12 protein-coding genes are annotated in these 20,818 nt (G+C 35.5%); 1 reads left to right on the top strand and 11 read right to left on the bottom strand.

All coding sequences use genetic code 11. The features are described 5' to 3' along the window. Positions 1–19: 19 nt before the first annotated feature. The 7 genes from ASE21_RS21010 to ASE21_RS20980 form a co-directional block, all read right to left on the bottom strand. Positions 20–1,195 carry an aldose epimerase family protein gene (locus ASE21_RS21010; RefSeq protein ID WP_057124674.1) on the bottom strand — a complete coding sequence of 392 codons (1,176 nt, stop codon included), beginning with the start codon at positions 1,193–1,195 and terminating at the stop codon, positions 20–22. A gap of 24 nt (positions 1,196–1,219) precedes the next feature. Beyond that, positions 1,220–2,242 carry a family 43 glycosylhydrolase gene (locus tag ASE21_RS21005; protein WP_057124673.1) on the bottom strand — a complete coding sequence of 341 codons (1,023 nt, stop codon included), beginning with the start codon at positions 2,240–2,242 and terminating at the stop codon, positions 1,220–1,222. Positions 2,243–2,355: 113 nt separating this feature from the next. Next, positions 2,356–4,170, bottom strand: coding sequence for a glycoside hydrolase family 2 protein (locus ASE21_RS21000; protein ID WP_057124672.1), 1,815 nt, complete (start codon positions 4,168–4,170; stop codon positions 2,356–2,358). A gap of 250 nt (positions 4,171–4,420) precedes the next feature. Then, on the bottom strand, positions 4,421–5,467 hold the full coding sequence (locus ASE21_RS20995; RefSeq protein ID WP_057124730.1) for a glycoside hydrolase family 43 protein: 1,047 nt from the start codon (positions 5,465–5,467) through the stop codon (positions 4,421–4,423). Positions 5,468–5,722: 255 nt separating this feature from the next. After that, a complete protein-coding gene (locus ASE21_RS20990) occupies positions 5,723–6,895 on the bottom strand; it encodes a cellulase family glycosylhydrolase (RefSeq protein ID WP_057124671.1) in 1,173 nt (390 codons plus the stop codon). A gap of 77 nt (positions 6,896–6,972) precedes the next feature. Next, entirely contained in the window at positions 6,973–8,499 is a 1,527-nt protein-coding gene (locus tag ASE21_RS20985; protein WP_057124670.1) for a RagB/SusD family nutrient uptake outer membrane protein, read from the bottom strand. Between the two features lie 18 nt (positions 8,500–8,517). Further along, positions 8,518–11,526, bottom strand: coding sequence for a SusC/RagA family TonB-linked outer membrane protein (locus ASE21_RS20980; protein ID WP_057124729.1), 3,009 nt, complete (start codon positions 11,524–11,526; stop codon positions 8,518–8,520). 387 nt (positions 11,527–11,913) lie between these two features. On the opposite strand from ASE21_RS20980, the gene ASE21_RS20975 reads away from it, so the two are divergent. Continuing rightward, a complete protein-coding gene (locus ASE21_RS20975; protein ID WP_057124669.1) occupies positions 11,914–15,861 on the top strand; it encodes a hybrid sensor histidine kinase/response regulator transcription factor in 3,948 nt (1,315 codons plus the stop codon). An 82-nt stretch (positions 15,862–15,943) separates the two neighbouring features. Here the strand turns inward: ASE21_RS20975 and fsa are convergent, their stop codons facing one another. The 4 genes from fsa to ASE21_RS20955 all read right to left on the bottom strand — a co-directional run bounded on the left by fsa (position 15,944) and on the right by ASE21_RS20955 (position 20,551). Continuing rightward, complete coding sequence (fsa, locus tag ASE21_RS20970) at positions 15,944–16,600, bottom strand: fructose-6-phosphate aldolase (RefSeq protein ID WP_057124668.1); 657 nt, start codon at positions 16,598–16,600, stop codon at positions 15,944–15,946. 121 nt (positions 16,601–16,721) lie between these two features. Further along, entirely contained in the window at positions 16,722–18,047 is a 1,326-nt protein-coding gene (gene xylA, locus ASE21_RS20965) for a xylose isomerase (RefSeq protein WP_057124667.1), read from the bottom strand. A 9-nt stretch (positions 18,048–18,056) separates the two neighbouring features. Further along, complete coding sequence (locus ASE21_RS20960) at positions 18,057–19,538, bottom strand: xylulokinase (RefSeq protein WP_057124666.1); 1,482 nt, start codon at positions 19,536–19,538, stop codon at positions 18,057–18,059. Positions 19,539–19,540: 2 nt separating this feature from the next. After that, entirely contained in the window at positions 19,541–20,551 is a 1,011-nt protein-coding gene (locus tag ASE21_RS20955; RefSeq protein WP_057124665.1) for a GntR family transcriptional regulator, read from the bottom strand. Positions 20,552–20,818: the final 267 nt, after the last annotated feature.

The following is a 20,818-nucleotide window of genomic DNA, read 5'->3' as shown; positions in this document are numbered from 1 at the left end:
CTAAATTATAACTCATGACTTATTTCACAGAAAACTGATAATAAGAAACCGTATGATATTTTTCTCCGGGTTTTAAAACAATCGGGGCGAACTTTGGCTGATTTGGCGCATCCGGAAAATGCTGGGTTTCTAAAGCAAATGCTGTTCTGAAATCATCTTTTGCACCGCTTTTAAAAGTATTTTTTGACTGCATGAAATTACCGCTGTAAAACTGTAATCCCGGTTCTTCCGTAAAAATATCCAGTGTAATTCCCGATTTATCTCCAGAAATTGTTGCGGCATGATTGAGTCCGTTTTTCTTTTTTCCGTTTAAAACATAATTATGATCGTATCCTTTCCCGAATTTTAACTGCTCCTCTTTTGTCTCAATTCTTTCGCCGATTGTATGTTTTGAAGTAAAATCAAATACCGTATTTTTTACTGATTTTAATTCTCCGGACGGAATCAAACCTTCATCGACGGGCGTAAATTCATTGGCATAAATCTGCAGTTCGTGATTTAAAATAGTACCGCTTCCTTCTCCGTTTAAATTAAAAAAGGCATGATTCGTCAGATTAACAATAGTTGTTTTGTCTGTCGTTGCTTCATATTCCATTTTTACAGCATTATCATCTGTAATTGTATAAATGACTTTTACATTTAATTTTCCCGGAAAACCTTGTTCTCCATCGGGTGAAACATAAGTAAAAACTAAAGTGTTTTCACTTGTTTTTTCAGCATTCCAAACCACATCCTGAAAACCTTTTACACCGCCATGCAAAGCATTTTTTCCATTGTTCAGTGGTATTTGATACTGTTTTCCTTCTAATGTAAATTTCCCTTTCGCAATTCGGTTTCCAACTCTTCCTATCGTCGCTCCAAAATAAGGTTCTGTAGCGTTTTTGAAACCTTTTGCGCTGTTCATTCCAACTACAACATCAGTTGGTTTTCCGTTTTTATCCTTAACCCAGAGTCCAATTAATCTTCCGCCGTAATTTGTAAAAGCAGCTTTGATTCCTTTGTTTTCAATCCAGTATAAATTGACTTTTTTACCGTCGATTACAGTGTCAAAATTTTTAGTTTCCAAAACGGTTTTTACTGAATCTGTTTCTATCGCAGTTGTTTGTTTTGTTGTTTCGTTTTCCTTTTTATTGTCTTTGCAGTTAAACTGAAAAAGTGCGAGCATTAAAACTGCTGCTATTTGAATATTTTTCATTTTTGAGAATTTTAAATAGTTATATTATTTTGAAGGAATTTCAAGTTTGGTTTCTGTACTTACCGGTTCGCCTAAAACAGGAAATCCTTCTGCATTCCAATTTATTTTCTGCATTCTTGGCGATCTTTTGTTCCCGCAGCCTTCACCAGGATTTGAATTGGCGTGGTATAAAATCCAGTCTTCTTTCCCGTTTGGAGATTTGAAAAAAGAATTATGTCCCGGTGCATAAACTTTATTTTTATCTGATTGTTTAAAAATGGGATCCGGAGATTTTTTCCAAGCCGATGCATCCAGCAAATTATTACCGCCACTAAAGGATAATAATCCCAATGAGTAAAAATCTGTCCAGCATCCGCTTGCCGAAAAAACAATAAAAATTTTACCGTTTCTTTCTAAAAACTGAGGGCCTTCATTTACATTTACTTGTGCCGGATTTACATCATCATGCAGTGCTCCGTGCGTTTCCCAATCATTTACCGGTGATGATATCAGGACACGATCACCGTCAATTTCAAGCGGATTTTTCATTTTTGCAATGTAAATATTCTGCTGTCCGTTGGTATCTCCTTCCCAGCCGGCCCAAATCATATAAAGCTGTTTTTTATATTCAAAAACATTTCCGTCAATTGCCCATTTGTCTGTCTGGGCTGCAATTTTTCCTTTAAACTCAAAATTACCTTTAAACGGATCTGATGATTTGTTTTCTAAAACATACATTCTGTGATTGTTGTTGTCTCCATTGTCTGCAGCAAAATAGCAATACCATTTTCCTTTGATGATATGAAATTCAGGCGCCCATATTTCTGCCGAATAATCTGTGTTTTTTGGCGGTGTCCAAATCACTTTACTTTCCGCATTTCTGATGTCTGATAAATCTTTTGTTTTCCATAAAACTAAACGGTTTCCAAGCGTATTTGTGTAATAATAATATCCTTTATAATAGGTTGAATATGGATCTGCACCTGATGGAAGAATTGGGTTTGTAAAAGTTTTCTGTTGTGCAAAACTTAGGGTGGTGAGCAATAAAAGGAATAGGTATTTTTTCATTTTCTACGATTCTAAAAAACTATGTTTCTATGTGTTTAAATTTTCTCTCACAGATTTGGCAGATTAAGCAGATAAAAAAATGCTCTATCTCCAAAATCTGTGAGAGAAAAAAATCATTTCTGATTCAGTGCATTAATAACTTCTATGTTCATTTGATTTACCGCTTTAAAATCCATTTTATCTACTTTTCTATCATAGGTCATGAATCCGTTTACTTCACCTTCAACATCTGTTGTTTGTGTATAAACTGCAGCTGAAAATCCTGTTTTTACATAATTCTTCAGGATTTTCGCGTATTTAATATATTCGGCGGTTACCTCTGTCTGATTTTTAAATTTAACATAACCCCAGTTGTCATTTGCTCTCCATAAATGGCCTTCTAATGGTAAACCAATTCCGCCATATTCTCCTAAAACAGTTACTCTTCTGGCATCGTATAAATACATTTCAGGTCCCGGATAATTATGGAGATCTAATATATCGCCTATTTGAAAATGATTTCCTCCGCTTGATGAATTTACTAAACGTCCTGGATCGTGGTTTTTGGTCCATTCGGTAATTTCGACGGTTTTAAATTGTCCCCAGGCTTCGTTAAACGGAACCCAAACCACAATACTTGGATAGGAATACAAATGATCCATAATTTCGCACCATTCCTTTCTGTAAATTTCTTCTGATTTTGGCGAACGCTGTAATTCGGTATCGTCGAAGTATTTTGTGTTTTGCCAAATTGGCTGTTCGTCTCCGCTCGGCATATCCTGCCAAACCAAAATTCCTAGCTGATCACAGTGTGTATACCAGCGTTCCGGTTCTACCTTAACATGTTTTCGAATCATATTAAAGCCTAATTCTTTAGTTTTAATAATATCATATTTTAGGGCTTCGTCAGTTGGTGCTGTGTACAATCCGTCTGGCCACCAGCCTTGATCTAAAGGTCCGAATTGAAAATAATCTTTGTTATTTAACTGCATTCTCATAATTCCGTTTTCATCTCTTTTTGATGAAATTTTTCGCATTGCAAAATAACTTTTCACCTCATCCACTATTTTATTTTTGCTGATTAAACGGATTTTAGTCTGATATAAAAATGGATTTTCCGGCGACCATAATTTAGGGTTACTTATAATGATATCATTACTTTCTGCGACTACAGCTTTTTGCCTAGCGATTTCATTTTCTCCGTCAAAAACAGTAACTTCAATTAAATCACCTTTTTCTGCTCCGTTTACATCGGCTTTAATGCTTATCGTATTTTGATCAATATTGGGTGTTATTTTTAACACCGTAATATTTTTAGGATTTACAGGTTCCATCCAGACTGTCTGCCAAATTCCGGTTACAGGTGTGTACCAAATTCCTTCCGGATTTTTAACTTGTTTTCCTCTTGGCTGAGGTCCGTCGTTTGATGGATCCCAAACTTTTACGACCAGTTTTTGATTTTTCCCTTTTTGAAGAAATGGCGTAATATCAAAAGTAAACGGAGTATATCCTCCCGTGTGAGAACCAACTTTTATATCGTTAATAAAAACTTCTGTTTTCCAGTCTACAGCACCAAAATGCAAAAGAATATTTTTTCCGTTCCAACCCGATTCAACAGAGAAATTGGTTTCGTACCAAAGTTCATTTTTTGAACCTACTTCTTTCATTACGCCGGACAAACTCGATTCAGCCGCAAACGGAACCAAAATCTGCCCGTCGTATTTTGAAGGTGCTGTTTTTCCAAATTCCTGAATGGCGTAATTCCATAAACCATTCAGATTTTTCCATTGGCTTCGCTCCATAATAGGACGGGGATATTCAGGTAAAGTTTTATTCGGGTCAACCTCCAAAGCCCATTTTGTTTTGATTTTGTCTCCCTGCGCTTTCCATTGTGCATTTGCAGCAAATATTGAAAACAAGGCTAAAAAAAGGATACTTTTTCTTTTCATGCTCTATATGTATTGGACATTTTTTCATTAAATAATGCCGTGATTCTTCAAAATCAAAATTGAATTACCAGACTTATATCCACATAAGCCTGGCAATTACTTAAACTAACTTAATTAACCACATTTTATAGTAAAATGTGAGGTGGTAAAGGTTAGATGTTAGATGGATATATTATTTCCGATTAAAAATCCACTAGTCTATTAACTCAAAAAAAGACCTTCTAACATCTAACCTTAAGCATTCTTCATTTTACTTTTTACTTCTAATATCTTTTACAATCCCGAATTTTTTCACCAGATTGTCGTATTCATTTTTAGAGATTGTAATCATACAGCCGTGGCGTACTTTTTCAGGTAAACTGTATTTGTCCCAATCAGAGAAAAAAGTGTAACCTGATGCCTGAAACCACGGGCCGTTTAAATTGTCTGCGATCGATAACCCGTAAGAAACACCGGGATATTGTTCGTAATACATGTACCATATTTTATCATCGGGAGAAGGAATTAACATTGGCGCTTCTCTAAAATTTGGACTGATAGATTGCTGGGGCAAAGAATAAGGCCCTAAAAGGGATTTTGATTTGGCTATCCTGATGGTTTTTCCAGTTGTCCAATACAAAGTTGGATACGTTTCGTCTTTAATCACAGCGTAGTAGGAATCACCGACTTTTCGAATAAAAACATCAATCGTGCCCATATCCCAATCGAATAAACGTTTTGGCATTCCTTCAAAAGTTTTTAAATCTTTAGATAAAACATATAAAGTTCGCTGGCTTGCCCAATAACGTTCGCCATCTTCTTTTGTCCCTTCAAGATGCGGTGTGTGCCATGTCATGATAAACTTTTCAGAATCTTTATCGTAATATAACTTTGGGGCACCTATTCGCTGTAAAGCATTTGAATAATCAGGTGTACTTTTTAAATCAGGCGTATAATCTGAATGTTTTTTCCATGTAATCAAATCCTCAGAAACCCAAATATTGATTGCTTTGGCATCATCGCCCGTATTTCCCGCGATGTAATATTTCCCATCCGGCCCTTTACAGATATCCGGATGTCCTTTATACTCTTCAAAAACTCTTTTTCCGTTGTTGAGGTTTTCCCAATGCAAACCGTCAAGACTTACAGAATAATACAATCTGCCATAATCGGTATGTGTCATATGCGCAAAAAGATAGGCTTCATTTTTTGGCTTTTCATTTCCTTTTACCTGTCCCGGCGGATCTGGCTGCTGTGCTTTCGCAGAAAATCCAATTACGATTGCTATCAGTAAAAAGAGCTGTTTTATTTTTTTCATTTTTATTTCTGTTACGATTAAAATGTTTTTTGCCACAGATTAAAAGAATTAAATGGATTATTTTTTTAATCTGTTTTTGAACATAGCCCAAGGTTTCAACCTTGGGGACGCAATGATTATTGCAGCGTATGTTTCACAAGGTTCCTAAGGTTGAAACCTTGGGCTATGTTTTTTATAGAGAATATTATTTTGCCACAGATTAAAGGATTAGAAAGATTAATCATCTTAATCTGTGAAATCTGTGGCAAAAAAATCTTATTTCTTATTCGCTTCCAAAGTCAGTTTTTTAATCAAATCTGTTTCGGCTTTGATGTATGGAGTTCCGTCTGTGTGCAATACTTCATGAAACCATAGTTTTGGTTCAGCAGTATATGTTTTTGTCCAGCTGTCCCAGGCGTATTTTGTTTGTGTTTTTCCATCAACAAATCCCCAGTTAATCATTCCGACATTGTATTTTCTGGCAATTGGAAGAAAACCTTCAAATGTGCTTCCGTTTGGTCTTGCCATATATTCAGTACAAATCATTGGTTTTCCGTAACGCTGCAATTGTTTAATTACTTTTTCGAAATCCTGAGGCGTATTGTAATTGTGAAAAGAAACAATATCAGATTGTTCTAACTGCATTTTGTGCATTGGCTGCATCTTTGCTTCATCACTCCAGTCTCCAACCCAAACTCCTGAAGTTAACGGCTGTGACGGATTGCTTTCTCTAGCCCACACAAAAATATTTTTTAAGAGCGGAAGAACTAAATCGACTTTATTTTTGATTTCGACTTTTTCATAAGATGGCCCTGTCATGTTATCCGGTTCGTTCCAGACATCCCATCCTAAAATACGTTTGTCATCTTTGAATTTTGAAACGGTTTCTTTTACATATTTCTCTAAACGAGGATACTGCGTTTTATCCTGCAGTGCTTTTTGTCCCGGACTCTGCACCCAGCCTGAATTGTGCGTGTGTGGTTTTGGAGCGTGTTGTTTACCTAAAGCCGGAAACGGATCCCAGCAGGAATCAAATAAAACAAAAAGCGTTTTGATATGATGTTTATCTGCAATTTCCAAAAATTGGTCCATGCGCTTGTAAAGCCCTTCCGCATCTTGCTGGTGCAATAAATCGTGCAGGTAAACGCGCATTACATTCATTCCTAAATTTTCTGCCCAGCCTAATTCCTGATCAATTCTTTTGGGATCAAAAGTATCTTCCTGCCACATCTCTAACTGATTTATAGCTGTGCTGGGAGAATAATTTGAGCCTACTAACCAAGGCTGTTCTGCATACCATTTAGCAGCCTGATCTTTTGTCCAGATTTCTCTTTTTTCAACTGCTGCAGTTTCTTTTTTATTTTCTTCAGAAGTACTCTTTTTGTTGTTACAGCTTAGCAATACTAATCCTGCCAACATAAATGTCAGACACAATTTTACTTTTTTCATTATAATTTTGTTGTTATGAACGGGATCGTTCTTTTATAAGGGAACCGGATTTTTTTTTCCGGTTCCCTTTTAAATAATTAATATTCAGGATGCTGGTCCAGGTTTGGATTATTATCTACATCTACCTGCGGAATTGGTAATCTTTGATTTTTACCTACCGTAAAGTTTTTAAAATCAGGATCACGAAGCGCGATTTTATCAACAGAAGCCTGAGAATTTAAATCTCCCCAGCGTTTTAAATCTTCCCAGCGAACACTTTCTCCGGCTAATTCTAAAACTCTTTCTGTTTTTAATCTTTCTAAAAATTTATCGTGATCGTTTCCAATTTCAGGATGTGCAGCGGCCAAAGTGTTCATATTGACACGTGCGCGAACTAAATCAACATATTGATACGCCTGTGCAGTATTTCCTGTTTCGTTTAAAACTTCGGCGTAGCGTAATAAAATATCAGCATAACGAACAAGTCTGTAATTTACCTGACTGTAATAATCTTCATTATTTCTGTAATAATCACGGCTTCCTTTTCTAAACCATGCTTCATTATTGCCCCATTCCCAGTTTCTTCCGTAAGTTTTGTCTCCAAAATCTGCTTCTAAAGCCGGATAATATAAAGTATATCGCAATCTGGTATCTAAATTTCCATCTTTGTTTTTTTCCTGCTTAAAGGCATCTACTAACCAATAACGTGCCTGTCCGTCAGACCATCCAATTCCTCTTGGTGCAAAAAACTGACCGCGATTACTGGAAACTGCTGCATTTGGATCTTCACCAGTTCCGCCTTTTCTTTGATCTCCAAACTGAATTTCAAAAACAGATTCACTGTTGTTTTCATTTACATCCGTAAAATTGTCTCTGTAATTGGTAACTAAACTGTATCTAGCACCGGGACCTGTAATTAAATATTCTAAAGCTGCTTTTGCTTCAGGCCATTTGTGCTGCTGCATGTATGCTTTTGCAAGAAAAGCTTTTGCCGCACCTTTATCCGGTCTTCCTGTCTGGTCGCCTGCCCATTCTGCCGGCAAATCAGTATAGGCTTCATTTAAATCTTTTTCAATCTGAGCCCAGACTTCTGTTATATTTCTTTGCTGCGGTAAATCTGCCGGGGTTGACGGCTCTAAAACCAAAGGAATATTTTCCCAAAGAATAGCTGCATAATAGTAATGTAAGGCTCTGAAAAACTTCGCTTGTGCTAAAATTCTCTTTTTATCCTCTTCATTTTGAAATGTAATATTCGGGACATAAGCCAAAACCTGATTACATCTAAAAACAGCTTTGTAAGTATCTCTCCAGGTTACAACATTTCCTTCCCAAAAATTATAATTGATATAATTGAATCTTGTCCAGTCTGCTAATTCTGTCCACGGACTATTACTAAATCCTTCGTCAGAAGTCAGGTCCAAACGAAAATAAATCCATCTCGCCCACAAGCCGTCTTTATAAAACATGGCATAAATGGAGTTAACGCCAGCCTGTGCATCAGTTTCAGTTTTCCAGTATTGATCTACAGTTATATCATTTGGGCTGTTCAGATCTAATTCATTTTCGCAAGATGATGCAAAAAACAGACCCAGAAAAACTACGGTTATTATTATTATTTTTTTCATTATGCTATTTTTTTAAAATTAAAAGCTAAACTCAACACCAAAAGAATAAGTCTGAAGATTTGGGAAAGCACCATTATCTACTCCTCTTTCAAAAATATTACTGTTAGTAAACTCCGGATCTAAGCCTTTGTATTTTGTAATTGTAATAATATTTTGGGCCGATAAGGTTAATCTTGCTCTTGTAATTCCTGAATTTTTCAAGACAGTATCAGGCAGGTTATAACCAAAACCAATGTATTTAAGCCTGATAAAATCACCGTTTTCCAGGAAACGGTCACTGTCTCCTCTTGAGTTTAAGGTTGAACCTTTTGTAATTCTTGGAAAATCAGTATTTGGATTTTCCGGAGTCCATGGCTGAATTCCTCTTCTGTAATTACTATTATCATCAAAACGATCCACAACACTTCTATATCCGTCATAAACAGTTGCACCATGAGAAGCAATCCAGTTCATGGAAAAATCAAAACCTTTATACTCTGCTCCGGCATTTAAACCCATTTCAAATTCGGGCCATGGACTTCCAACAATGTCTTTATCTTTATTGTTGATTTCTCCGTCACCATTTACATCTTTAAAACGAATATCTCCCGGTACAGCATTTGGCATAATTACTTTTCCTTCTGCATTTTTGTAACTTTGAATTTCTTCCTGAGACTGAAACAATCCGTCTGTTTGTAAAACGTACCACATTCCTACAGGACTTCCCTGACGTGTAATTGTATTTCCCGAAATATTTTCATTTTGTCCATTACCTAATGAAACCAGTTTATTATTTACTTTGGTAAAATTGACAGAAGCATTAAATGAGAAATCATTGATTTTTTTACTGTAAGCCAGTTCCAATTCAATACCTTTATTTTCTACAGTCGCAGCATTAGAAATTGGATTACCGCCGTCGTTACCTGTAGTTAATAAAATTGGAAAACCAAATAATACATCTTCTGTACGGGCAATAAAATAATCTGCCGTAAAACGAAGATCATTGTTAAGGACACCAAGATCTAAACCAAAATTGGTTTGTTTTAGTTTTTCCCAACGCAATTCTGCATTTGATAATCTTACCTGAGCTGCAGATGGATATAAGATCTGACCATCTCCTAAAACAATCTGTCCAAAATTATTGACAAAGCTTTTATATTCGTAATTGCCAATGTTTCCTGATCCTAATTCTCCATAACTTGCTCTTAATTTTAAATCTTTTATAAACTCTGATTTAAAGAAAGATTCATTGCTTACTCTCCATCCGGCAGAAACTGACGGGAAATTACCCCATTTATTGTCATCACTAAATCTTGAAGAACCATCACGTCTGATTACTGCATTAAACAAGTAACGATTGTCATAGTTGTATTCTAATCTTCCTAAATAAGATGCTAAAGCCGCTTCGTTTATAAAACCTCCAACTACAGGCGAATCTCCCTGGTTTAAAACATCATAATATTGTCCTGTTCCTGAGTTTATAGGCAGATTTCTTTTTGTACCGTAAATTTGATCATAAGTATCTTTTTGAAAAGTCTGACCAACTAAAATCGTTAAATCATGTTTGCCAAATTCTTTTTTGAAAGTCAGCGTGTTTTCGAATAATTTTGTTTGAGACCTTCCTTTATTCTGATCTGTATACGATTGATCCGGCGGTTGGTTTAATGTCCAGTTCCCCACTTTTCTTAAAAATTTGTATGAATCAAAACTGGTTTCATATCCAAAGTTGAAACGATATTTAAGCCATGGGGCAAATTTTAACTCGGCCCATACATTTCCTCTAATTCTAAAATTTTCATTTATAGTATTTGCAAAATCAGCAATTGCCAGAGGATTGGTACCAAAAGTATCGGCAACACCTTGTTTACCGTAGCCGTAGCCCCCCGGATTTGCTTCATCATAAACCGGAATTGTCGGCGTTAATCTGTAAACATCAATAATTGGGTTACCGGACATTTCATCTGTTTTTGAATTGCTGATGGCTAAATTTTCTCCAATGCTGAAAATTCCTTTCGAACCGCTGGAATTTACCCTGAATGATATTCTGTCAAAATCAGTTCCGATAACAGTTCCTTCATTTCCAAAATAATTACCAGACATAAAAAAACTGGAATTGTCGCCTCCTCCGGCAAAACTTACATTATAATCCTGCATCATTCCTGTTCTGAAAACTTCATCCTGCCAGTCTGTATTAACTGCCATATTTAAGTTTTGTCTTGGAATTCCGGCATTATCATAAGCCTGATTATTCAATTTTGCGAATTCTTCTGTTCCCATTAAATCATATCGTGGAATCGTAGTAAAACTTGTTTTTGCAGATGCCTCAACCACAAGCGGTCCTTTTTTACCTTTTTTGGTCGTAATGATAATTACACCGTTTGCAGCTCTGGAACCATAAATTGCTGCTGCCGAAGCATCTTTTAAAACCTGAATCGATTCAATATCGTTTGGGTTAAAATCTCTGTTTGCAGTCGTAATAACCCCATCAATTACGTATAATGGATTAGTGTTCTGCAGATTTTTCAATCCACGGATTTCAATATTTGCTTCCTGTCCGGGACGTCCTCCGCCTCGAACTTTAACTCCAGTTACCAAACCCTGCAGTCCATCGGCAACTGTTGTTACCTGTCTTTTTTGGATTTCTGTAGCTTTTACCAGCGACACAGCTCCTGTAAGGTCTTTTTTCTGCTGTGATCCGTAACCTACTACGACTATTTCATCCAGTTTCATCGCATCTCCTTGTAATGTAACATTGATGGAAGTTTTGTTGTTGATTTCAATTTCTGTTGTTTTATAGCCTTGTGAGCTAAAAATTAGCGTTTGGTTTCCGGCTGCAATGATTTTGTATGTTCCGTCAAAATCTGTAACGGCACCGTTTTTTGTGTTTTTGATCACAACGTTGGCAAACGGAATCGATTCTCCTGTTACAGAGATTACTTTTCCCGTTATGGTTATTTGCTGTTGTGCGTACGTTTGCTGTAATAATAAACTAAAGAAAAACAAGAGGTAATATCTCTTCTTTAAAATTTGAGTGATCTTTGTTTTCATTGATTTGTCATTTAGATAGTTTTCTTTTTTGGTTGGTTTTAAAATTGTTTTAAAAATTCTAATCATCTCTGATTCGAGCAAAAAAATAATTAATATTGCCCAGTGCTAATAATTCATTCATTTTGTTTCAAAATTATTGATGGCATATTTTTTCAAATGTAATTTTATTGATGACATATTTTTTAAGCCTAAAAATTATCAATATCATTTATTTGAAAATTCAAAGTAGATAATTTTAATTCAAAATAAAATGATTCATTTGTGTCAATTTCTATCTCAAATGATTCAAATTGTATAAAAAAGACCGGAAAAATCGAGACTTGCAACATTTTGTAGAATATTGACACGATTTGAACAAGCCGTTATTTTTTCATAAAAAATACAACTATGCGTAAATTCTTTCTTTTAGTATTATTTTTGATTTTTTCGCTAAATTTTATTCAGGCACAAGAATATTATTTTAAACATTTTCAGGTTGAAGAAGGGCTTTCAAACAACACCGTTTTAACTTCTCTACAAGATGAAGACGGCTTTATGTGGTTTGGAACAAAAGATGGTCTGAACCGGTTTGACGGCTATCGTTTTAAAACCTATCGCAACAATGCCGATCCGGTTCATAGTTTAGGAAGCAACTATATTCAGTCACTCCATGAGTACAAAGGCACAATTTGGGTTGGAAGTGACAAAGGTTTGTATCAATACGATAAAAAAACAGACAAATTCACCGTTTTAAACGAAGCTATTAACGATCGTATCAATGATATTAATCATGATAAAAACGGGAATATCTGGTTTATCTCCGGAAATATACTTTACAAATATTCGACTGTAAAAAAAGAAACCAAAACTTTTAACCCAAACAAATACTTTATTGCTACTTCTATTTCCCGCGATGCAAAGGGTCAGATCTGGGCTTCTTCCCTAAATAAAATTTATCACTATTCTGAAGAAAATCTTTCTTTTGAAAATATTCCGTTTACAGTTCCGGCCGGTTCTGCCAATTTCAGGATTACAGTAATATATGCTTTGGACAAAAACAATATTGTTATAGGAACACAAGATGATGGCGTTTTGCTTTATAACATTCAAAATAAAACAACTGCGAGTTTAGAATTTTCTACAAAAAAACCGGTTTATGTCCGTCAGTTTAAAAAGAAAGGAAATGACGAGCTCTGGATTGCCAGCGAATCCGGAGTTTATGTTTATAATTTAAAAACAAAATCAAGTGTTAATCTCAAAAAAAATTATAACGATCCGTATGCGATTTCAGACAACGCATCATATTCAATAACAATTGATAAGGAAAACGGAATCTGGGTTGGAACTTATTTTGGCGGTATCAATTACCATCAGAAGCAATACACGCAATTCAAAAAATATTTTCCGCAGAAAGGGCAGAATTCCATCAGCGGAAGCGCGGTTAGGGAAATTCATAAAGACGACAAAGGCGATTTGTGGATTGGTACCGAAGATGCCGGTTTAAACCGATTTAATCCTAAAACTCAAATTTTTACTTCGTATTTACCAAACGGAAGCAAGAATAGTGTTTCGTATTATAATATTCACGCTTTAATGCCGAGAAAAGATAAAATCTGGGTAGGAACTTTTGAACATGGTTTAGATGTTTTGGACCGAAATACGGGTAACGTTGTACGGCACTACAGCGCTAATAATCCTGCATCTGGTTTGCGGAGTAATTTTATTTTTTCTTTTTATGAAACCAAAAAAGACGAATTGATTGTGATTACGACAATGGGACTTTATCGCTATAATGAAATTAATGACAATTTTGAAACCTTAAAAATATTTCCGGAAACAACACATTATACTACTTATAAGGAAGACAGCGACGGGAATCTCTGGGCTGGAAGTTATCGTGATGGTTTGTTTTATTACAATCCGAAAACTAAAAAGAAAGAGGTTTTTATTTATGATTACAAAAACCCAAACGGCATCAGCAATAATTCCATCAATTATATTTTTGAAGACAGTTCGAAAAATTTATGGTTTGCTACAGAAAACGGACTGGATTTATTTGATAAAAAGACAAGGAGCTTTAAAAAATTTACAACCAAAAACGGATTCCCAAGTAATGTTGTGTATTCAATTTTAGAAGATGATTCAAAAAATTTATGGCTGACAACTTCTAAGGGTCTGGTAAAATTTAGTCCGGATCATAAAAGCATCAAAATTTATACAACGGCAAACGGATTACTGAGCGATCAGTTTAACTATGCATCGGCTTTTAAAGATGCAAACGGAGATATGTATTTTGGAAATCTAAACGGAATGATCAGCTTCAATCCGAAGAATTTTACAAAGAACAAATACACGCCTTCAATTTTTATTACCAATCTGCAGATTAATAATAAAGATATTGATGCTAATGAAAATGATTCTCCTATCAAGCAGTCCATTTCGCATATTGATGAACTGGAACTTAATAACAGCCAGTCGTCTTTTAATCTGGAATTTGCCTCATTAAATTATACCGCACCGGAACTCACTGAATATTGGTATAAACTCGAAAATGTTAATAATGACTGGGTTTACCTGGAACGCAATAATAAAGTTTTCTTTACGGAACTGGCACCCGGAGATTATGTTTTTAAAGTAAAATCGCTGAATAGCTTTGGTGTCTGGAGTAAAGAAGTAGCGTTAAAAATCAGGATTCTGCCTCCTTTTTGGGCAAGCTCTTATGCTTATTTTTTCTATTTTCTGCTCATTTGCGGTTCGTTTTACTACATCATCCGCTATTCTCAGAATTTGACTCAGATTAAAAATAACCGAAAAATAAAACATCTAAACGACGAAAAAGAAAAAGAGATTTATCAGGCCAAAATTGACTTTTTTACCAATGTCGCTCACGAAATCAGAACGCCCTTAACATTGATAAAAGGTCCATTGGAAAAACTTTTGGTAATGGAACACAAATCGCCGGAAGTGCCTCAGAATCTTTCTATAATGAAGAAAAATACATCGCGTTTATTAAAACTGGTAAATGAATTACTTGATTTTAGAAAATCTGAAATTGGAGGATTGAAACTCACTTTCGTGGAAGCAAATATTTCATCTATGGTTCGGAATTTACATTTACGTTTCAGTCAGTTAATCGAAGAAAAAGGGATTGAATTTGAACTCGAACTGGGCGATAAAGACATTTTTGCTTTTGTGGATAAAGAGGCTTTCAAAAAAATCCTGAGCAATTTAATGAGTAATGCCATTAAATATTCGACAGACAAGGCCTCAATCACGCTTTTTAGAGATGACAAGAAACTGACTTTACTGGTAAAAAACGACGGAAACCTGATTCCGTTTCATTTAAAAGATAAAATTTTTGAACCATTTTTCAGGGTCGATAATATGGATCCGACTTCAGGAACCGGAATCGGGCTCTCGCTGGCGCATTCGTTAACGCAATTGCATAATGGAAACCTGCAGTTAATTCCGGATTCAAAAGTGAATATTTTTGAACTTGTGGTTCCGCTTCGACAGGAAGAAGAATTTATGTTTTATAACGAACCTGAAAAAGAAACAGAAGCAGAATCTGAAACCATAGAAATTGAAAATAAAAATGAAAAAACGCAGCTTTTAATAGTCGAAGACAATGAAGATTTATTGAATTTTATCACGGCTGAATTAGCTCCGTTTTATACGATTCTAAAAGCAGATAATGGCGAAAATGCTTTAAAAATAATTCATAATGAGAATATACAGCTTGTAATCAGCGACGTTTCGATGCCGGTTATGGACGGAATTACTTTATGTAAGGAAATTAAAACTAATCTGGAAACAAGCCATATTCCCGTAATTTTACTTACTGCCAAAAACTCGCTGAAATCGCAGATTGACGGTCTTGAAGTGGGCGCAGATGCTTATATCGCAAAACCTTTTTCAATGGATTATTTAAAGGTTCAGGTAAATAATCTGATTGAAAACAGAAAGCAGATCATGAATTATTATGCGAGTTCTCCGTTGTCGCATATTAAAAGTATTGCGCACAATAAAACCGACGAAAAATTCCTGAAAAAACTCGACGAAGAAATCCTGAAAAACATAACAGATTCTGATTTAAGCGTGGAATCCCTGGCGGAAATCATGAACATGAGCCGTTCGACTTTATATCGAAAAATTAAAGATATTTCCAATTTAAGTCCAAATGAACTAATTAATATTGTGCGTTTAAAACGTGCTGCCGAATTACTCTTAAACGAGAATTATAAAATGTACGAAATCGCAGAAATGGTAGGTTATAAATCGCAGACAAGTTTTGGCCGAAATTTTCAAAAGCATTTTACCATGACACCTTCGGAATATATTGCGATGAATAAGTAAGCACTCGTTTTAGTTTTGCGATTCGAATAAAAAAAGCCCTTTCAGAATGAAAAGGGCTTTAACAATTGCGTGTATTTATGGTTTAGAGATTCATTTTTTTAGCATCTTCAACAAATTGTTTCAGGCCAATATCAGTCAGCGGATGTTTTAATAATCCTTTAATTGCTGAAAGTGGCCCTGTCATTACATCAGATCCTATTTTGGCACAATTAACGATATGCATGGTATGTCGTACAGAAGCTGACAATATCTGGGTTTGGTAATCGTAATTATCGTAGATTTCTCTTATTTCGGCTATTAAATGCATTCCGTCTGTAGAAACGTCATCTAATCTTCCTAAAAATGGAGAAACATAAGAAGCTCCTGCTTTTGCCGCCAATAAGGCCTGGCCGGCAGAAAATACAAGAGTTACATTTGTCTTTATTCCTTTTGAAGAAAAATATTTACAGGCTTTTATACCATCACCAATCATGGGCAGTTTTACCACAATCTGCGGATGCAGCGCTGCGAGTTCTTCGCCTTCTCTTACCATCCCGTCAAAATCGGTTGAAATTACTTCAGCCGAAACATCTCCGTCAACAATATTACAAATATCCAGATAATGTTTGAGTATATTTTCTTTTCCGGTAATGCCTTCTTTTGCCATTAAAGACGGATTTGTGGTTACTCCATCCAGAACACCAAGAGATTGTGCTTCTTTAATATCTTCTAAATTAGCGGTATCAATAAAAAATTTCATGCTTTTTGGTTTAAGGTTAGCTGCAGAGACACGTTGTAAAGATGTTTTTTATCACACAAATTAGTTGATAAACCCAACAGTTTTTAGAAACTGTCAGGTTTAACTTTATAGGTTTTACCAATTAAATATATTGGTTAATAATATTCTCAAACAATTCTTGTTTACCGCTTTGAAGTGCTAATTCTCCATTTTGATTGGCGATTTCGTATAAATCTTTAAGGTTTAATTTTCCGTTTTCGAAATCTTTTCCTTTTCCAGAATCAAATGAACTGTATCTTTCTTTTCTTAATTTTTCGTAAGGAGAAGAAGTAATGATTTTATCTGCAGTCAGTAAAGCTCTAGCAAAAGTATCAGCTCCGCCAATGTGTGCCAAGAAAACATCTTCCAGATCCGTAGAATTTCTTCTGATTTTAGCATCAAAATTAACTCCGCCTCCTTGTAAGCCTCCTGCTTTTAAGAAAACCAGCATTGCTTCTGTAGTTTCCTGAATGTTGTTCGGAAATTGGTCTGTATCCCATCCGTTTTGGTAATCACCTCTGTTAGCATCGATACTTCCTAACATTCCTGCTTTTGCCGCAACTTCTAATTCGTGCTGGAAAGTATGTTGTGCCAATGTAGCGTGGTTTACCTCAATGTTGATCTTGAAATCTTTGTCTAAACCATATTCTTTTAAGAATCCAATAGCGGTTGCCGAGTCAAAATCGTATTGGTGTTTAGATGGTTCCATTGGTTTTGGCTCAATAAAGAAAGTCCCTTTAAAACCCTGTGCCCTTGCATAATCTCTGGACATTGCCAAAAATTGCGCCATGTGGTCTAATTCTCTTCCCATATCTGTATTTAAAAGAGACATATAACCTTCTCTTCCACCCCAGAATACGTAGTTTTCTCCACCTAAAGCAATTGTAGCATCCAAAGCCAATTTTACTTGTCCTCCGGCTCTTGCTACCACATTAAAATCTGGGTTTGTCGCCGCACCGTTCATGAATCTTGGGTTTGAGAAACAGTTTGATGTTCCCCAAAGTAATTTAATTCCGGATTCTGCTTTTTTCTGTTTTAAATAATCCGTAATAAAAGCCAGACGCTTTTCTGATTCTGCAAAAGTTGCACCTTCAGCAATCAAATCATAATCGTGGAAACAGAAATAATCGAATCCCATTTTGCTGATAAATTCAAAAGCAGCATCGGCTTTATCTTTTGCCGCCTGATACGGATCTGAAGACTGATCCCATGCAAATTGCTGTGTTCCGGGACCAAACGGATCACTTCCCTGTCCACAGAATGTATGCCAGTAAGCAATGGCAAATTTAAAATGTTCGCGCATTGTTTTTCCGGCTACAATCTGATCCGGATTATAATATTTAAACGCTAACGGATTGTCAGATTCTTTTCCTTCAAATTTAATTTGGCCAATACCTTTGTAGTATTCTTTATCTCCTAAAACTATCATTTGATTCTTTTATTTAGTTGTTAATATTAATTCTAATTCTTGTTTCCATTTCTTATAAGCCTTTTCATAAGGTTCTTTGTTAGTCAGCGGTAAAAAAGTCATTACATGATCGTTGGAACTAATATTTGCTCCAAATTTGCTGTAATCACCATCTTTTAAACCAACTGCTCTCGCCGCGCCAACCGCTCCTGTTGTATTGTAAATTTCAATTTCGTGACCAATTAAAGTTGCAACTGTGTTGGAGAAAATTTCTGAGCGGAACAAATTATCATTTCCTGCTCTAATCACGTTAATTGTTGCATTATCAGCTTTTAAGCATTCCATTCCGTATACAAAAGAAAAAGCAATTCCCTCTAAAGAAGCCCTGAACAAATGCGCGCTGTTATGAATATTAAGGTTGAGGTTTAAAAAATGTGTTCCAATGTTTTTATTGTTGAACATACGCTCGGCACCATTTCCAAACGGAATTACAATAACTCCTTCTGATCCTATCTCGACATTAGAAGCTTTTTCATTCATCGCTTCATAACTTTCATTACCCATATTATTTCGAAGCCATCTGTATTGGATTCCGGCTCCATTGATATTCAAAAGTTTGCCAACTCTTGGCTTTTCCAGTTCGTAGTTTACGTGAACGAAATTGTTTACTCTGGTACTTTTTCCCGAAGACATTTCGCTTACGGCATAAAACACTCCCGATGTTCCGCCTGTTGCCGCTACTTCTCCCGGATTCAATACATTTAAAGCCAAAGCATTATTTGGCTGATCTCCTGCTCTGTAAACAATTGGAATTCCAACAGGAAGCCCTGATTCTTTTGATGCTTTTTCAGTTACAACTCCCTGATTTGTAAAATTCTCAACAATATTTGGGGTAAGGGACTTGTCGATTCCGTAATAATCCAAAAGCCAGTCTGCTGTTTTATTTTCTTTATAATCCCACAGCATTCCTTCAGACAAACCATTTTTGGTAGTGGTTACTTCGCCGGTTAATTTTAAAGCGATGTAATCTCCCGGAAGCATGTATTTATGGATTTTATTATAAATTTCAGGTTCGTTTTCTTTTACCCATTTCAATTTCGAAGCGGTAAAATTTCCCGGAGAATTCAGCAAATGTTCCATACATTTTTGTTCTCCAATTTCGGCGAAAGCCTTATTTCCAATTTCAACGGCACGGCTGTCACACCAAATAATTGAATTTCGAAGTGCATTTCCGTCTTTGTCTGAAATCACCAATCCATGCATTTGGTACGAAATCCCAATTCCCTGAATTTTAGAAGCCTCAATATTAGCTTCGCGAATTGCCCTTTTGGTTGCCGTACAAATGTATTCCCACCACATATCAGGATCTTGCTCTGCCCAGTCTGAGTGAAGCGAAACAATTTCCATTTCGTTTTGAGGTTCATTCAAAACAATTATTTTCTTTCCTGTTTCTGCTTCAACGATCGCCGTTTTTACAGAAGAACTTCCAATATCATATCCAATATAATACATACTTACAATGATTCTCTTAATATTAATTTTGTCGGCACATAACACTGAGTATTTTCATCATGCGTAATAAATGCCGCTGCTTTGGTTCCTAATTCTTTAAAATCAGTTGAAACAACTGAAATCCCTTTGTAAATAAATTTCTTCATCGGCGTTTCGTTGTATGACAAAAAGCCAACATCTTTTCCGGGCTCTAAATCTTTTTCTTTACACTGCTCTAAAAAGTATCCTAAAATCCTGTCGCTCACGCTGATGTAAGCAATTCCTTTTTCGATATTGAACTTTTTAGGATCAGTGATAATTTCATATTGAAAATGAAAATCAGCACAGAATTTCTTAAAAAATTCCACTGTTTCCCAAGGATGATTGGTAAAATCCGGATATACAAATTGTATCTTTTTATACTTTTTAAACAAATCAACAGCCTCCGTCAAAGACTCATAAAAAGCGTTTCCAAAATCCTGAAAAACATAATTATTAATTTTATCCGCCTGGATATTCCAATCGATTAAAAGCAATTTATCATTTGAAATTGCGGATAAAGCCGAAGCAATTTCTTCGTGATCAAAATTCATTACTACATATTTGTAATACTTCCCGATTCCATTATTGATGATCGTTTTAAAAACATCAATATTATAATGATGAAACTGTACATCTGTAATCACATTATCCGGCAGGTTATTGACAAAAGAGTGATACAAAACTTCTTTATAAGCTTTAAAAGTATCTAAAACCAAAAGTACTTTTCTTGTCTCACCCGAAACATAATACCCTTTATTCGGTACAGAATCGATGGTTTTTTGGTCTTTTAAAATCGTATAAGCCTTAAAAACCGTGTCTCTCGATAACTGATTCGTTTTACAAATGCTATTTACAGAAGGAAGCAAATCTCCCTTTTTCAGAATATTCTCTGCAATGGCATTTGTTATCCCGTCTACCAATTGCTGGTATTTGGGCACATCACTTTCATGATTTATTTCAAATACAAATTTTTCTTGTTCATCATTTAGCATACCGTTCTGTTCCGTTCTGTTATGGTACGCTAAAGTATGTAAAAAACTTTTATAAAAAATTATTATTTTGTTTAAAATTGTTATTTTATGATATGTTTCGCAAAGAAATTAAGCAATCTTGTCATTTCGACGGATGAAGAAAATCTTCGCAGGAAATTCCGCAATTTTTGCCGGGCCATTTACGAAGAGTTCTCCTTGCGTCGAAATGACAAAACTGAAAGAAAAACTCTTTCCAACACAACCGATTGTAATTTTTGTCAAATTTTT

This window comes from Flavobacterium sp. Root901 (assembly GCF_001429765.1).
Classification (GTDB): domain Bacteria; phylum Bacteroidota; class Bacteroidia; order Flavobacteriales; family Flavobacteriaceae; genus Flavobacterium.
The sequence above is the reverse complement of the archived record's forward strand: the minus strand, read 5'-3'. Positions and strand labels throughout refer to the sequence as shown.

What these genes read in the sequence shown, in the direction of transcription:
- ASE21_RS21010 (WP_057124674.1), bottom strand. Translation starts at nt 1,195, where the DNA reads ATGAAAAATATTCAAATAGCAGCAGTTTTAATGCTCGCACTTTTTCAG.
- ASE21_RS21005 (WP_057124673.1), bottom strand. Translation starts at nt 2,242, where the DNA reads ATGAAAAAATACCTATTCCTTTTATTGCTCACCACCCTAAGTTTTGCA.
- ASE21_RS21000 (WP_057124672.1), bottom strand. Translation starts at nt 4,170, where the DNA reads ATGAAAAGAAAAAGTATCCTTTTTTTAGCCTTGTTTTCAATATTTGCT.
- ASE21_RS20995 (WP_057124730.1), bottom strand. Translation starts at nt 5,467, where the DNA reads ATGAAAAAAATAAAACAGCTCTTTTTACTGATAGCAATCGTAATTGGA.
- ASE21_RS20990 (WP_057124671.1), bottom strand. Translation starts at nt 6,895, where the DNA reads ATGAAAAAAGTAAAATTGTGTCTGACATTTATGTTGGCAGGATTAGTA.
- ASE21_RS20985 (WP_057124670.1), bottom strand. Translation starts at nt 8,499, where the DNA reads ATGAAAAAAATAATAATAATAACCGTAGTTTTTCTGGGTCTGTTTTTT.
- ASE21_RS20980 (WP_057124729.1), bottom strand. Translation starts at nt 11,526, where the DNA reads ATGAAAACAAAGATCACTCAAATTTTAAAGAAGAGATATTACCTCTTG.
- ASE21_RS20975 (WP_057124669.1), top strand. Translation starts at nt 11,914, where the DNA reads ATGCGTAAATTCTTTCTTTTAGTATTATTTTTGATTTTTTCGCTAAAT.
- fsa (WP_057124668.1), bottom strand. Translation starts at nt 16,600, where the DNA reads ATGAAATTTTTTATTGATACCGCTAATTTAGAAGATATTAAAGAAGCA.
- xylA (WP_057124667.1), bottom strand. Translation starts at nt 18,047, where the DNA reads ATGATAGTTTTAGGAGATAAAGAATACTACAAAGGTATTGGCCAAATT.
- ASE21_RS20960 (WP_057124666.1), bottom strand. Translation starts at nt 19,538, where the DNA reads ATGTATTATATTGGATATGATATTGGAAGTTCTTCTGTAAAAACGGCG.
- ASE21_RS20955 (WP_057124665.1), bottom strand. Translation starts at nt 20,551, where the DNA reads ATGCTAAATGATGAACAAGAAAAATTTGTATTTGAAATAAATCATGAA.